The sequence below is a fragment of the Porphyromonas uenonis DSM 23387 = JCM 13868 genome (genome assembly GCF_000482365.1).
Lineage (GTDB): Bacteria > Bacteroidota > Bacteroidia > Bacteroidales > Porphyromonadaceae > Porphyromonas > Porphyromonas uenonis.
In genome coordinates this window covers 185901-201924 of sequence record NZ_KI535309.1, presented here as the reverse complement: position 1 = coordinate 201924, position 16024 = coordinate 185901, and the positions used below count along the sequence as shown (strand labels likewise).

Here is a 16024-nt window from a genome sequence, read left to right as displayed (position 1 = left end):
CATCCCGCTCAAATATCTTCACGAAGCTCTGCCACACGTAGCTTAGCGCTACGAGCTCGATTATTGTCTGCTATCTCATCCGCAGAGGGTGTGATAGCTTTTTTTGTGATCACACGCAGGGGGGCTGGCTTTGACATGGGCATCCCAGCCAAAGCCTCATTCGGCTGTTCGAAGCTCCCCAGACGGAAGAATTCCTTGACCATACGATCCTCCAGCGAGTGATAAGAGATGATCGCTATGCGCCCCCCAGGCTTCAGGAGACGCACCGAGTCGCTCAGCAGTTGACGCAGAGCACCCAGCTCGTCATTCACCTCGATGCGCAGCGCCTGGAAGATACGGCTCAGCTTATTGCGTAGCTGAGGCCCTCCCTTAGGTAGGACAGGCGCCAGTACCTCCACGAGCGAGGCGATCGTCGGGTAACCCACGGCACGATGCGATACCAGTAGCGCAGCGATGCGACGAGCATCATGCAGCTCACCATAATAATATAGTATATCCGCCAGCTGCTCCTCGCTATAGCTCAGCAGTAGGTCACGAGCTGTAACGCCCGATCGGCTATTCATACGCATATCAGGCATCGCCTCCTCATAGCGAAAGCTAAAGCCCCGCTCCTCACTGTCGAAGTGGTGAGACGAAACTCCTAGGTCCGCCAAGATCCCATCCACCTCTCCTGTGAGCCCCCAGTAGTCGAGCCACTGCCCCAGGTAGCGAAAGTTCGTCGCCACAAAGTGGTAACGACTATCCTGAGGCGCATTAGCCATCGCATCGGGATCTTGATCAAGACCGATACAGCGGCCCTCGGGAGAGAGTCGCTCGAGGAGCGCACGCGAGTGCCCCCCGCCACCCATCGTGACATCTACATAGAGACCCGAGGGCGTCGTGACCAGCAAGTCAAGAGAATCCTCACAGAGGACAGGCGTATGATAGAGGTTAGTGGACAAAGGAGGTAAAGAGTGATAAACGTTTGACAGAGAGTTCAGTGCGCTTCCGACGAAAGCAGTCTGATCGCCATGCTCACAGAGTTACTGCAAAGGTAATCAAATTAGAGATTAGAAGTTAGGGCTGACGCATTATATATAGTTATTGCTGTCCAGTGAAAGCTTTTTGAGGGGGGCATCGAGTAGATCGTTCTGCAGAAATGAGCTAACTATCAGTACCACTTGGGTGAAACTAAAGTTCCATACGGGGTGAAACTGGAGTTTCCTAGGCATGAAACTAAAGTTTCCTAGGTATGAAACTAAAGTTTCCTAGGTATGAAACTAGAGTTTCCTAGGTAAGAAACTGGAGTTTCCTAGGTAAGAAACTAGAGTTTCCTACGAAGAAAACTGTAGATTGGTCGAAGTCGAGTAGTCGGACAGCAATAGTATATATAATGAACTCATCCAAGTCTCGCTTGTCGCTAACGTGTAGCTCCTAACGGAGCAATTATAATGCGTCAGTCCTGGATTAGAAGTTAGAGATTAGAAGTTAGAGGTCAGAGATTAGAGTTTAGGGGTAGCACCTAGGGACATGAGAGTCACTAGTGCCACTGGCATTTTTACTCACTAGCTTTGTGGCGATCTTCCCTTGCCTCGGTAGAGCTGCCTGAAGTCGTCTTGATTACACCAGCTTGTCTGCTCTATCCCTAGTAAATAACGAGATTAATGCAAACTGTAACGAGCGACTGAATCATATGCAGCGACGGGTCGTACGGGGCATGGTGGAGAGGGGTGTGATTTGCTTTCCCCGCATTTTTGTACTACCTTTGTTTCCGAAAGGTTAAGGTAGGATCCCTTCCACCGTACTAAAAGGGCTTGTATAGGGTGGTGCCTGTACAAACTATAGTGTGGGAAGAGACTCTATCGCTTGTTCTTAGGTTATGTCGGATACACACTGCCCAGTCGCTAGCGTGACGTGGCGTGTGACTATGACTATTCAAACTATCAATGTATAACTAACGCTAAAGAAGAGTTTTATGAAAAGATTGGCTCTATTCTTTCTGATGCTAACGGCCAGCATAGGATGGGCTGTAGCGCAGAATAGGACCATCACAGGTACTGTCACCTCGGGAGAGGGTAAGGAGCCAGTGATGTTTGCGAACGTGGTTGTCGAGGGCAACACCTCTATCGGTACCACGACAGACGTAGATGGTAAGTTTACACTTAGTGTACCTGCCTCTGCTAAGAAGCTGACCTTCTCCTACGTAGGTCTTAAGACAGTTACCCTACCTATCACTAAGGTGATGAATGTCGTCATGACGGCCGACTCACAGGTCCTAGACCAGGTGGTTGTCGTAGGTTACGGTTCAGGACAGAAGCTCAGCACGATCTCAGGATCTATGGCTCGCGTCTCTGGTGAGCAGATCGCTGAGAAGCCTGTAGCCAACGTGATGGACGCACTCCAGGGTAAAGTCGCTGGTATGAGTGTCTTGACCACCTCTGGTGATCCTAATGCTGTAGCTGACGTTCAGATTCACGGTACTGGATCTCTAACTGCTGGTAATGCTCCCCTCTACATCGTAGATGGTATGCAGACCGACCTTAACACCGTCATGGCTATGAACTCTAACGATATCGAGAGTATGAACGTCCTCATGGATGCTTCCTCTACCTCTATCTATGGTGCTCGTGCTGCTAACGGTGTCGTCGTCATCACGACCAAGAAGGGTAAGCGCTCTGAGGAGGGACTCGGACATATCACCGTCAATGCACAGTACGGTATCTCTGAGTTTGCAAACTATAAGCCTTACGAAGACTTCATGAGTGGCGATGAGCTACTAGAGCATCAGGCTAAGTATGAGTATCTCAAGCCTTACGACTTCACTGGTAAGTACACAAAGAATGACCTAATCAAGAAGCTCACAGAGAAGTCTCAGTATAAGCTCCCGAACAAGGCTTGGGGCTTTAACGCTCCTGCAGATATAGAGTTCTATGAGCCTGCAGACTACAACTTTGATTGGCTCCGCTTCTTCATGGGCAAGAAGGCGCCTACGTATCAGGCTGACCTCTCTATGAGTGGTGGTAGCAACCGTACGCAGTACTACATCTCTATGGGTACACTCTCTCAGGAGGGTATCACACGTGGTCGCAACGGCTTCAAGCGTTACAACGGTCGTGTCAGCGTAGACTCTCGCGTCAAGGACTGGCTCAAGGTAGGTGCAAATGTCTTCGGAGCATACACCGACCAGGTTTCAGCAGGTTTCGAGGGTGGTGCTTACGCAGATGCTGGTACCTTTGGTGCAGCCATCAAGCCTCGCTACATGTCTCCATATGATGCTGACGGTAATCTGAGAAAGTACTACGTATCTCTATTTGGTATGGAGATCTTCCCAGACTTTACAGAGAAGTATCAGCCACACAACTACAACACCTATCAGGCTAGCATAGCTTCTTATGCTGAGGTTACCCCAATCAAGGGCCTGATCCTCAAGACTCAGGCAGGTATCGACCTAACCTATGGTACAGAGTCTGTATTCTACAAGCCTGGTCGCTACTGGACTCTAGTTGATGATCGTGGTAGCCGTCTAGAGGGTCGCTCACTAGACAACAACTTCACTTGGACCAATACGGGCGAGTATCGCTTCTCTTTTGCTGACAAGCACAAGATGACCGTCCTCCTAGGACAGGAGTGGGTACAGTATCGCTACGATGGTATCTCTGCTGTAGCTACTGGTATCGAGGATCCTCAGCTAGGACTACTCTCTCAGGGTAGCACCAATGCTAGTGACCTAGTTCCTCCCTCTCAGTCTAAGGGTGGGTACTCCTACCTCTCATTCTTCGGACGTGTCAACTACTCATTTGATAACTATCTACACTTAGACCTATCTCTACGTAGTGATGCTTCCTCTCGCTTTGGTGCTAAGAACCGTCAGGGTCTCTTCTACTCAGTAGGTGCCACCTACGATATCTATCGTGCACACCTAGATCACGTTAAGTGGATCAACACACTACGTCTACGTGCTAGCTGGGGTACTACGGGTAACTCCTCTATCCCTGCACTCGCCTTTATGGCTCGCTACGGACAGACTAAGTACTCAGAGGGTCTAGGTATCTATACCTCAACGATCGGTAATCCAGACCTCGGATGGGAGACGCAGTCTAACCTCAACGTCGGTGTCGACTTTGACGCTTTTGACAATCGCCTGCACTCAGTCCTCAACATCTATCATCGTATCACAGATGACATGTTGATGTTCGTACCGAAGCCCTATGCTACTGGTTTCTCTGGCCGCTATGAGAATGTCGGCTCACTAGCCAATACGGGTGTCGACCTGACGCTCAGCTACGACATCGTTCGTACACGTGACTGGAACGTATATGCAGCTACAACGCTGAACTACAATGCTAACCGCGTTACTAAGCTCTTCTACGATCTGCCAGAGTACAAGATGCCGTCGAAGGCACTGATCTACAAGGTTGGTCAGCCTACTCAGTTCCTTATCGCAGAGTATGCAGGCGTCAATCCTGAGACTGGTAAGCAGCAGTGGTATGTACCCGATGCTAACGGCAACCTAACCTCTGAGGTAACTGAGTACTACGATGAGGCTAAGCTACTCCGCGCTAGTGGTAAGAACCTTCAGGCTCCATTTACTGGCGGTCTATCCTTTGGTGCTAGCTGGAAGGGACTCGCTCTCGATGTAGACTGGTCATTCAACGTTGGTAAGTATGTTATCAACAACGACCGCTACTTCTATGAGAATATGTCTAAGAACGATGTTTTCCTAGGCATGAACAAGAGCCGTAAGCTACTTAACGCTTGGACGGAGCCTGGTCAGAAGACAGACATTCCTAAGTTTGGTGAGGAGATGAAGTCCGATAGCCGTCTGCTAGAGAACGCTTCATTCCTACGTCTGAAGAACCTACGTCTCTCATACACCCTGCCTAGCGCATGGTTTGAGAAGATCGGCCTCATCTCTGGCGTACGTGTCTACGTGACGGGTCGTAACCTGCTGACCTTTACTCAATTCTCTGGGTATGATCCAGAGGCTGTGGGTAACATGAGTATGAACCAATATCCTAACACACGTCAGTATGTTGGTGGTCTACAGATTACTTTCTAATAGTGTCGAACCCTCTATACTTATAGCACAGAAATTATGAAAAGATATATCAAGACTATAGGACTACTCATCCTATCGTTAGTAGCATTCTCCGCTTGCCAGGTCGGCTTCGTACCCGAGGGCGTTAAGGAGCAGAAGCCTCTAAAGAGCTTCCAGGAGGTCAAGTGGCTCCGTGAGAGTCTCTACTCGACCCTTCGTGGGGCGGAGTCTCCAGGCAACCTCTTCCTAGGAGATATGCAGGCTGACCTATTCCACCTGACAGCGAAAGATGGTAATACTTACTTCCCGTTCTACTCGTGGAATAAGGAAAACCTCTCCAGCAACGACATGATCGCTGCTTACTTCGGATCCTTCGCTACAATTATCAAGGATGCCAACTACTTCATCATGAGAGCCAATGAGATGAAGGCAAACGAAGAGCTCATGAAGACTCTCAAGGACGATGAGCCTAAAAAGCTAGATATCTATATCGCTGAGGCTCGAGCACTCCGTGCACTGGCTAACTACCGCTTGATGTGCCGCTTCTCTAAGCGTTATAGCGACAATGATGGTCAGGAGCCTGGTATCGTCCTTATCAAGGAGTATGATCCTCTGCTTCAGAAGACCAATAAGAAGAGAGCTACCCAAAAGGAGGTCTACGAGTGGTGTCTAAACGAGCTGGAGGAGGCTTCTAAGGTTATCCCTGCCAAGGATAACTTTCTAGCAGATCCGGACGTCCTCGAGCAGGACGGCATCCCATGCTACCTGATCAAGGATTACTGCTATGCTGTACGCGCTCGTATCTTCCTAGAGATGCACCGCTATCAGGATGCTATCAAGGAGGTAGATCGCTTTATCACCCGCTATCCTCTTGGGGAGGCTACGACAGATGGCCTGAAGAAGCTCTGGATCACAGAGAACTCTTCTGAGATCATGATCAAGACCTACGCTACGCAAAAGGTTGGTCGTGTATACGGTATCCTACATGGTCTATGGATCTATGATAACGTCAATCCAAATACAGGTAAGAAGGTTCAGTACGAGTTCTCCTCTCCTACATGGTTCCCCAACCAGTACCTCATTGACCTCTATAAGAAATCCATGGATCCTGAAGATCCTGAAGACTCTAAGGAGGACCTTCGAGGTCAAGTTTGGCTAGAGGACACTGATGGGCGTAAAGGAACCAACGACTTCCCCGTATTCTATGGAGAGGTTGATGGTCAAGAGGTGATTACCTTTGTCTCCAAGTTTAGAGGTAATCCTCGCTTGGATACCGATGCTAAGCGTAATCGTATTTCTTATGCACACTCTACACACCTCTTTGATATAGCAGAGGCTTGGCTCATCAAGGCTGAGGCTCAGGCTTGGAGTGGTGACTGGACTGCTGCAAAGACTACTCTGGAGACCTTCCGCAAGAGCCGTGGTCTAGAAGTTGAGCTCAAGGCTAGCAACCAGAAGGAGATGATGGAGACGATCAAGAATGAGCGTACTCGTGAGCTAGTGGGTATGGGTACCCGCATGACTGACCTCAAGCGCTGGGGTGATCCTATAGATCGTACCAATAAGCCTCTTCAGGAGGGTCTTACCAAGGGTCAGTCTGCTACGACAGTAACGAAGTCTTACCTAGACCTCAAGAAGGACGCTTCGGATGTCATGTTCTACTGGGAGTTCCCACTTCAGGATCGCTTCGCAAATAAGGAGCTAGAGCACAACTGGAAGTAAGAGTCTATCCGTCACACCTAGGGCCTCAAGCTTTAGGAGTAGATAGATAGGGGACAAAAGGCCAAAATCTGGCCTCCCCATCGACTAAATAATATAGAGAGACGTGCATGCCACAAGGGCAGATGCACGTCTCTCTTGCTATTGTGTCCCCCAGCAACGTATGACGGTGCGATATACGATGTCCCTGGAGACTGTTGCATAAAGGCGAATCGCTGTGTTGCTTTCGGGATTCGGCTTTGGTTACATACGGAGGTGTGCTCCCTTCAGACCTCACCCTCAGCGCCTTGCGCTTCATCCTTTCTGCAAAGTCAGGACAATCTTGCTTGCAAGATTGTGAGACTGTTGACTTTTGCAACAGTCTCTCCTGACGAGTAACGACTCCCAGGAACGCGCCGTGCGACCCCTACAAAGGGCTACTCGTGAGAGTCGCGAAGCCTGTGAGGTACTCCGCAAGTAAGATGAGACGGCTATCCCTGTGAGGTACTCCGCAAGTGAGATGAGAGAGCTATCCCTTGTGGGGCAGTCGACTTGTCTAGAGACGGAAGCGGTAGATGAAGTGGAGCATGGCGTAGCGCCCGAGACTGTTGGACCAGGTGTCGCTGATCTCCGTAGCGGAGACCTGACGCGTGATGCTCTGCTGCTGGTTAAGCAGGTCGTACACCTTGATGCGTAGGGTCGCTGCTTGATCCTTCAGGAAGGAGTAAGAGAGCCCCGCGCTCCATAGTACGGAGGCGACATTGTACGGCTCTTGGTAACCTACCCCCTGCGTGTAGAGCGCCTCACTCTCCACCTTGAAGCCCAGCGGGAGCGTCACCGACGCGTCGCCTCCGGCGTTCCAGTCGTAAGTGTGTGGCGAGGTGGCGATCGGTAAGCTTTGGCTTCCGTAGTGGTATCTGACCCCACCCTTAGCGCGTAGGTAGAGCCAGCTGTTTGAGTAAGCCAGGGAGAGATCTGGTGAGAACGTCCATGAGTGCGACCCATTGGTCACCCCGTTGATGCGCCCTAAGCGGTAGTTGTAGGCAGAGCCCAGCGTGACCGCCAGCGATAGCGACTTGGTAAAGAAAGGTGTGGTAAAGGAGCCATTGCCATGAAGCATATATTCCCCTCCATCGGCATTGATATAGGAGATCCGCCTGCGCTGCGTCTTGGCATCGACCGTCTGATCGCTGATCACAGCGTGGTGGGTATAAGCGCCAAAGAGACGTAGATTGATCGCTTGGCTGGTGCTGGGGAGGAACGTGCGAAACATACCAAACAGCTGATGCTGGTAGCTGGGGCGTAGGTCCGGATTACCTATGATCGACTCCCGCAGATTGGTCGCATCGGGGATCGTGTACATCTGCCCTGCAGAAGGCATCTCCGAGCGTCCCCAATAGCCTAGGCGAAGCATCGTCTGCTTATTAGGTGTATAGCGAAAGCTTAGCGAGGGAGCCCATATTGTCTCACGACGTACGTGAGGCTTTTCGCTAATTAGTTGCGACTGCTCCGTACTCATCCAGGTAGGGCGGAGACGTAGTCCCACAGTCAGGTCGATCAGTTTGTTGGCCACCTTGAGATCCACCCCCTCCGCTCAGAGAGTTCAGACGAGTACTCATGCTGGTCTCCTTAGTTGCGTCGGCCATCTTGTAGTCCCGCTCGCTGCTACGTATGCGGTCGCTCCACTCCAGCTGTGCCTGTAGCGAGAGCAGCTCCGTGAGAGGCTCTACATAGCCAGTGCGTATGCGGTAGCTAAAGGTCTGACTGCGATCCTCCATGAGCACCTGCTGAGACTGATCCCCCTCAGCCGAGTGAAGCGTCGAGTGGCTCTCGGTATTGGCGTTGTCTCCATGGAAGCCCCCATTGAGCTGTAGGCTGAGGGTTCGCCCCTCATCGTTGAGCTTATGCCCTAAGAGGAGCATGTTAAATAGGCGTAGCCCGCCATACTCCCGTAGGCTCTCCTGGCTGCCACGATGTAGCTCGCTCTCGGCACTGTCTGTGGTGCGGTAGTTGCGCTGCTCCTGCGCCATGCCCCAGCTGTAGTGTACCGCCGGACGGTAGATCAGCTCCGTGCGGTCTGTCGCTTGCCACTTGACAAAAGCATCTCCACCCAGATTGTGCCCACGGCTGAGCGACTCGGTCGTTTCATTGGTAAAGGTGCTGGGGCTGTCGGGTAGGAGGTTTTCCGTCTCGGTACGTGCGGAAAGATCGTTTTGGCTATATCCATAGCGCGCATTCGCATTGACCTCCAGCCGATCGCTAGGCGTGTAGGTCTCATTGGCAGCAATCTGTGCAGAGGTGGTGATGCCTTGTGGTCTGAAGCCTCCTCCGCCACGGCCCCATCTGCCACGGCCTCCTCCTCGAGAGCCATCGTCTAGATTTAGGTCAGAGAGCCCCTGCCCGTTGGTATTGTTACTACCGGCTATGAGCGTCGTCTGGTGTTGCTTGGAGAAGTAGTTGAGCATCCCGCTGAGCTCATAGCGCTGGCCCAAGCCATAGCCCGCCAAGGCGTGTCCGAAAGTACCTTGTCGCATGTCAGGCTTCGTGCGTATATTCAGGACCGTCTCCTCCTCATCATCGTCAAAGCCAGTGACACGCGCCTCATCGCTCTGCTGGCTGAGCACCTCTAGTTGATTCACTATGGTAGCGGGTAGATTGCGCATAGCCACCTTCGTATCCCCGCTAAAGAACTCCTTGCCGTCGAGCATGATCTTCGCCACCTGCTGTCCGCCGATGGTGAGCTGTCCATTCTCATCGATCTCCGCTCCTGGGAGGCGCTTGACCAGCTCTTCGAGCATAGCGCCTTGGGGCACCTTGTAGGCGTCAGCATTGAAGGCGATCGTATCCCCTCGCACCGTCATATCGGTCGCCTTGCCTTGTACGACGACCACCTCTAGCAGGTGGGCATCCTCTTGGAGCTGTATGACCCCGAGGTTGAGCCCCGCAGCGACCGTTAGGTCGTCTTGGTAGCTCTGGTAGCCTATGTAGGAGACCTCTAGGGATAGTTGCCCTAGAGGCACTTGAGTTATAGAGAAGTGTCCCTGGCTATCGCTCGTACCCCCCGCCACGAGCAGTCGCTCGCCAGAGGGCATGTGCCGATAGAATGCCACGTTGGCTCCTACGAGAGGCGACTCAGCGCTGTCCCGTACGACTCCTCGTACGGTCGTCATCACTTGTGCGGGTAATGTAAAGGATAAGGCGTGCAGTATGAGGAGTAGGCAGAGACTCCGTAGCGGTATCTGTCGCATAGTGTGTCGTGTGTGTCAAAAGTGTGTCAACGTTTTAGACGGGCTCAACGCCCAAAAGCTTAAAAAAAGTCCCTCCACGGGACGGTCTGTCCGCACATTTCAATTCCTACCTAGGAATTTGCCAAATAGCTACCTAGGAATTGGTCCAATTCCTACCTAGGAAATAAAAAATTCTTCGGAGGAATCAAATGAAACTTCGGAGGAATCAAAAAATAAGTCCGAAGAATTTGCCATTTCCTAGGTAGCAAATCAAAAATATCCACGGAGGAATTTGCTCATTCCCTAGGTAGGAATCGAGAATTAGCGATTAGAGGTTAGAAATTAGAGGTTAGAATCATCAGATCCATCAGTGGTGATCTCTAACTTCTAGCCTCTAACGTCTAACCTCAAATTTCTAAGATGCGTCAGCAGTCCCTATATGTGCGTAAAATATGTATCTTTGTGGGTGAGGTTCGGTGGTGACACATCAAGCCTTGTAGGTAACACAACAGATACACTAGATATGGCAACAAAGAAAAAGATTCAGTTTAGCCTCGTATACAGAGATATGTGGCAATCCTCGGGCAAGTTTCAACCACGCGCTGAGCAACTAGCATCGATCGCACCGCTCATCATCGAGATGGGTTGCTTCGCTCGTGTCGAGACGAACGGAGGTGCCTTCGAGCAGGTCAAGCTACTCGCTGGCGAAAATCCTAATGACGCTGTACGCGCCTTCACCAAGCCTCTCAACAAGGCGGGTATCAAGACCCACATGCTGGATCGTGGTCTCAACGGACTGCGTATGTACCCCGTACCAGCAGATGTGCGCAAGATGATGTATCGTGTCAAGCATGCGCAGGGGGTAGACATCACACGTATCTTCGACGGTCTCAATGACCCGCGCAACATCATCCCCTCCATACACTACGCCAAGGAGGCTGGCATGACCGCTCAGGCGACACTCTGTATCACCTACTCACCGATACATACGATCGAGTATTACTCGACACTAGCAGACAAGCTCATCGAGGCTGGCGCTGACGAGATCTGTCTCAAAGATATGGCTGGCATCGGTCGTCCTCACTTCCTCGGACAGCTGGTTAAGTCGATCAAGTCTAAGCACCCCGATACGATCATTCAGTATCACGGACACTCGGGCCCTGGCTTCTCCGTAGCCTCTATGCTGGAGGTGTGCGAAAACGGCGCCGACATCATAGACGTTGCTATGGAGCCGATCTCTTGGGGTAAGATCCACCCCGACGTGATCACCATCCGTGAGATGCTCTACGATGCGGGCTTCGACGTACCTGAGATCAATATGGACGCTTATATGCGTGCTCGTTCGATGACCCAGAGCTTTATCGATGACTTCCTCGGATACTTTATGGGCTCGACCAATAAGGAGACCTCTTCGCTACTAGTCGGGTGCGGTCTGCCTGGCGGTATGATGGGCTCTATGATGGCCGACCTCAAGGGCGTCCACTCAGGTATCAACATGTACCTGCGTAATCACAACGAGCCTGAGCTATCGATTGATGACCTACTGGTCAAGCTCTTTAACGAGGTCGCTTACGTATGGCCACGTGTCGGATATCCCCCACTAGTGACCCCATTCAGCCAGTATGTCAAGAACATCGCTCTGATGAACGTCTACAACATGACGCAGGGCAAGGGTCGCTGGCTCGCCATAGACCAAAACATGTGGAACATGATCCTCGGCAAGGCTGGCCGTATCCCTGGCAAGATAGATCCCGAGCTCGTGGCACTCGCTAAGGAGAAGGGGCTAGAGTTTTCCGACGCCGACCCACAGCAGTTCTACCCCGATGCGCTGGATGAGTTCCGCAAGGAGATGAAGGAGAACGGCTGGGAGTTTGGTCCTGACGATGAGGAGCTCTTCGAGCTGGCTATGCACCCCGAGCAGTACAGACGCTACAAGAGTGGCGACCTGCGTCGTGAGTTTGAGGCTTCGCTTGCTAAGGCCAAGGCTGACGCACTGGCTAAGAAGGGCTTCGACGAGAGCGACATCAAGAAGGCGATGCGTGCTGGCACGCAGATGATCCCCGCACCGACGACGGGTACCGTACTCTGGGAGGTCGATCCGACAGAGGGTTCGATGGCTCCAGCCACTGGCACGGAGTATGTCACTGGTCAACCTTTCTGCTACATCGAGACCCCATTTGGTCAGATAGAGCGTGTCAATACGAACTTCACGGGCAAGCTCATCGAGGTCTGTGTAGGTCAAGGTCAGACCGTCCGCAAGGGCGACGAGCTAGCCTACATCAAGCCCGCCGAAAAGGAGGAGCACTACCCCGATTATCAGCCCCCGATCAAGCGCATTGAGGAGGAGACCACGACACGTCAGCGTGAGCGCCGTCCTCTAGGACGCTAAGCACAAGGTACACACCGACGCACAATCGCAATATGTCGTCTTGCGGACGCACCACTTGGTGCCCGCAAGGCGACATATTACGTATTATAGCTGTCCGATAAATCTCTACCTCTCCCCCCTCTCAATCTCCCACTAGGAAGTAAAAACGGCTTAAAAATAAAACGAGTAGCCCTACAAGAGGCTACTCGTTAGACTGCAACGAGCCTGGCTCGTCTTCTGTGGTGAACTTATCGGGCGGAGACGAGACGCTGGTTCTGCTGAGCGGTCTTGATCCACTGTGGGAGGAAGGGTTTGGCACAGTGTTAGGTTAATGGTGTGAGAAATCAGTTGCCGAGGGAGGATAGGTAGCGCGCGATGCCTCGGCGGATGGATATCAGTCCGAAGCGTGACGGATCTATCTCTGCGGGTGCGAGCCAGTGGAGCTGCGCCACGTCGTCCATAGCTTGTACGGTAGGCTTCTCGCTCGGTAGTTGAACCATGTAGAAGAGATCCAGTGTCGGTACGAGGAAGTCGCTGTAGAGGTAGCTATTGGGCAGAGAGAAGGCGTAGACAAACTGCTCCGTCGGGAGTCGCAGACCACTCTCCTCATATAGCTCTCGCTGTGCGGCCTCTTCGCCGGTCTCGCCTTTGTCCACAAAGCCTCCGGGGAGATCCAGCGTCCCCTTGGCGGGCTCTTTGCCTCGCGTCGCCACCAGCAGTCGACCCTGTAGATCGCGCACGAGCAGTGCCACGGCAGCGCTCGGGTTGTGGTAGTAGGTGAAGCCACAGCTCTGACAGTGCTGCGCCTTGATGCCATGCGCCTCTAGGCGATCAGCGCCACAGCGTGGACAATAGTCGAAGGTCTCGCGTTGGCTCATACTTGTAGGTCTCGTTCGCGTGCTAGCGAAGCGGCACCCAGCACGGCCGCTTGCCCCTTAGGCAGTGAACTGAGGAGGATCTCTATGGAGCCTCGATAAATGTGAAGTAGCGTCTGGTCAAAAGCTTTGCGTACGGGCTTGAGCAGTAGGTCGCCACACTGCGCCACCCCTCCGAAGAGGACGAACGCTTGGGGTGCTGAGAAGCAGGCAAACTGTGCTAAGGCACGACCCAGTATCTCGCCTGTCTCCTCAAAGACCTGACGAGCTAAGGAGTCGCCTGTCGCTAGCGCCACCTCGGCTACCACTTTGCTGGTTAGCTGTTCATCAGGTATGTCGCAGAGCTCGCTCCACATACCTTGCTCTAGGCATAGCTTCTTAAGACTCACGGCACGTCGTGCTACGGCGGGTGCAGCTACAGAGGCCTCAAGACATCCGTCCCGTCCACAGCCACAGCGTTGATGCGGTTCACCTACAGCGATATGTCCCAGCTCGCCCGCCTTGCCTTGGTAGCCACGTATGAGACGCCCGTCGGCATAGATGCCACTTCCCACGCCTGTACCGAGCGTTATCTCGACAAAGTGATCCAGCCCACGCGCAGCTCCGTAGCTATGCTCGCCGAGTGCACTTGCATTAGCGTCATTGTCTAGGACGACGGGTAGTCCCGTCTGTGCTGAGAGCTCAGCAACGATAGGACTGGAGCCAGTCCAGGGGAGATTGACCGCCTGTTCGATACAGCCTGAGAAGTAGTTCGCATTAGGAGCTCCGATGCCTATGCCGACCACTTTGCCTGACAAGGCGGGATCAGCGACCATTTGGTTTATCTGCTGGCTCAGCGCGACGATGTATCCAGCGAAGGAGTCCCCGTGCTGCTTCGTCGAGAGCGTCTGTGAGGAGACTATTTGTCCCGCTTCATCAACGATACCCAGCTCTGTGTTGGTACCTCCTATATCGATGCCTAAGTATAGAGACATTGCTTATCAGATATAAGAATCGTGGGCAACGCTCAGTAACGGACCTGCTCCACAGGGGAGTTGTCTCGCTTACTTAGCATTGCCCACGATCATATTACATAGTCGTTTGCTAGTAGGACTTACTCATCGATCTTGAGCAGATCGCCTGTAGTCTCAGCGATGCGCTTGTAGTAGTCCTGGTCGTAGCCGGGGAAGTCTGGCATCGCACTCAGACCATAGCCGTTGGTCTTGAACTGCCCGTTCTCCTCCTTCTTCATGTTGCCGTCCATATACTTGACGAGCAGGTACTCGCCGAGCTTCTTCCAGCGATAGGTCGCATAGTCAGCGGTCTCGCAGGTGAAGGTGGTGAGCACTTCGCGCGCCTTCATCGGATCCTTCTTGTAGAGCGCCAGTGCCTTCTGATCGATCTCTGGCACGAGCTTGTCAAAGCTTTGCTCCAGCTCCTGCTGTACAGGACGAATGTCCTTAATCATAGGAGCATAGCGGGCGTAAGCCATATTGGCTACCCAGTTGTGGATCCAGAAAGCACTCGTCCAGGAGAAGTGCATCATATCACCATTGCCTACGCGGTAGCACTCAGGTGTGCGGAGCGAAGAGCAGTAGACAGGCGTAAAGACAGCCGTATTCGCATCATCCACACCAAACCACAAGATGCTGAAAGCGTCTGGCAGGTTAGGTCTGAGCTGAGCCACCAGCACGAAGCCGGTCTGCTGCGTAGCGATAGCACGCTCGTTGACATAGGTCTGACCATCTACCTCGAAGGTCATCGGACGCCAGCGGTAAGGCACAGCGTAAGGACCAGCACCTACATCCTTCGTCATATCCATCGGGGTACCCTCGTAGTGGTCGCGCATCATATCTCGTACGTCACTGACAGAGAGCTTGCGATTGGGCACGACGTAGAGAGGCATCGGCTTAGAAGCCTTCTCATCCCCCATGACGAAGCGCTCGTACTGCTTCACATTGTCGCTAAACTTATTGAAGAAAGACCACACACGCGCCTCGCAGCCACGTAGACCACCTGGAGTGTATGGGTTGTAAGCCTTTTGGAAGCTAAAGTCCTTGTCTGAGCCCTTGTAGTATCCTCTCTCTCGAGCGAAGTCGATTACATCGGGAGCGTAGAGACAGTTGTTGGGATCGTTGAACTTGATCTGCTGGATACGTGACTGGTTAGCATGTGCAGAGATTGCGTTGTCAGGGATGCGCATAGCGACCCATACAGCGCCCTTGCCATACTTACCCTTGCTGACTAGCTCGAGGACCCACGCCTCGTTCTTGTCAGCTATGGAGATGCTTTCACCAGAGCTAGCGTAGCCATACTCCTTGACCAGAGTAGTCATCACCTCGATCGCCTCACGAGCCGTCTTGGCGCGCTGCAGCGTCACGTAGATGAGGCTACCATAGTCCATCAGACCATTAGGATCTGTCAGCTCCTCACGGCCGCCCCAGGTAGACTCGGTGATAGCTAGTGCGTGCTCATTCATATTGCCGATGACGGCGTAGGTGTGAGCTACCTCAGGGATCTGTCCGAGAGGCTGGCCTGAGTCCCACTCCGTGATCTGACGCATAGAGCCTGGAGCGTGATCGGCGGCTGGCCAGTAGTATAGCTCACCGTAGAGCGTGTGTGAGTCAGCACTATAGGAGATCATGACCGATCCATCGGCCGATGCTCCCTTGCCAACGAGCAGCCCCGTACAGGCGTAGCTCTGGCTTGTGCCTAGGAGTAGAAGTGTAGTGAATAGGGCTAAGAGCCTAGTCAGTGCATTCTGTGTCATAGTTCTTGATTACTATATTGTTAGGATTGATATATGCGGTATATAAAAGAAAGAACCATCAACCGGTCACACTGTCGTGGCGGTTGGTGG

At 52.6% G+C, this 16024-nt stretch carries 9 protein-coding genes; 3 read left to right on the top strand and 6 right to left on the bottom strand.

Translation table 11 applies throughout. The features are described from left to right. Positions 1–8: 8 nt before the first annotated feature. Entirely contained in the window at positions 9–941 is a 933-nt protein-coding gene (gene rsmH / locus L215_RS0108435) for a 16S rRNA (cytosine(1402)-N(4))-methyltransferase RsmH (protein ID WP_025883883.1), read from the bottom strand. Positions 942–1954: 1013 nt separating this feature from the next. Between rsmH and L215_RS0108430 the strand changes: the two genes are divergently transcribed. Together L215_RS0108430 and L215_RS0108425 are read left to right on the top strand one after the other, a co-directional pair. Then, complete coding sequence (locus L215_RS0108430) at positions 1955–5038, top strand: SusC/RagA family TonB-linked outer membrane protein (RefSeq protein ID WP_027451639.1); 3084 nt, start codon at positions 1955–1957, stop codon at positions 5036–5038. Between the two features lie 36 nt (positions 5039–5074). Further along, positions 5075–6739: a RagB/SusD family nutrient uptake outer membrane protein gene (locus L215_RS0108425; protein WP_025883884.1), complete on the top strand. Its 1665-nt coding sequence runs from the start codon at positions 5075–5077 to the stop codon at positions 6737–6739. A gap of 532 nt (positions 6740–7271) precedes the next feature. Here the strand turns inward: L215_RS0108425 and L215_RS10375 are convergent. After that, a complete protein-coding gene (locus L215_RS10375; RefSeq protein ID WP_238296567.1) occupies positions 7272–8261 on the bottom strand; it encodes a TonB-dependent receptor domain-containing protein in 990 nt (329 codons plus the stop codon). Continuing rightward, positions 8206–9963 carry a TonB-dependent receptor gene (locus L215_RS09525; protein ID WP_244869681.1) on the bottom strand — a complete coding sequence of 586 codons (1758 nt, stop codon included), beginning with the start codon at positions 9961–9963 and terminating at the stop codon, positions 8206–8208. The genes L215_RS10375 and L215_RS09525 overlap by 56 nt, the downstream gene beginning before the upstream one ends. Before the next feature lie 502 nt (positions 9964–10465). Between L215_RS09525 and L215_RS0108415 the strand changes: the two genes are divergently transcribed. Beyond that, a complete protein-coding gene (locus L215_RS0108415; RefSeq protein ID WP_027451638.1) occupies positions 10466–12331 on the top strand; it encodes an oxaloacetate decarboxylase in 1866 nt (621 codons plus the stop codon). Between the two features lie 323 nt (positions 12332–12654). Here the strand turns inward: L215_RS0108415 and L215_RS0108410 are convergent, their stop codons facing one another. The 3 genes from L215_RS0108410 to L215_RS0108400 form a co-directional block, all read right to left on the bottom strand. After that, a complete protein-coding gene (locus L215_RS0108410) occupies positions 12655–13188 on the bottom strand; it encodes an NUDIX domain-containing protein (protein WP_025883612.1) in 534 nt (177 codons plus the stop codon). Next, on the bottom strand, positions 13185–14159 hold the full coding sequence (locus L215_RS0108405; RefSeq protein WP_025883614.1) for an ROK family protein: 975 nt from the start codon (positions 14157–14159) through the stop codon (positions 13185–13187). The genes L215_RS0108410 and L215_RS0108405 overlap by 4 nt, the downstream gene beginning before the upstream one ends. A gap of 119 nt (positions 14160–14278) precedes the next feature. Next, the gene (locus L215_RS0108400) at positions 14279–15934 is read right to left on the bottom strand and encodes a dipeptidase (protein WP_036871937.1); all 1656 of its coding nucleotides are present in this window, start codon (positions 15932–15934) and stop codon (positions 14279–14281) included. Positions 15935–16024: the final 90 nt, after the last annotated feature.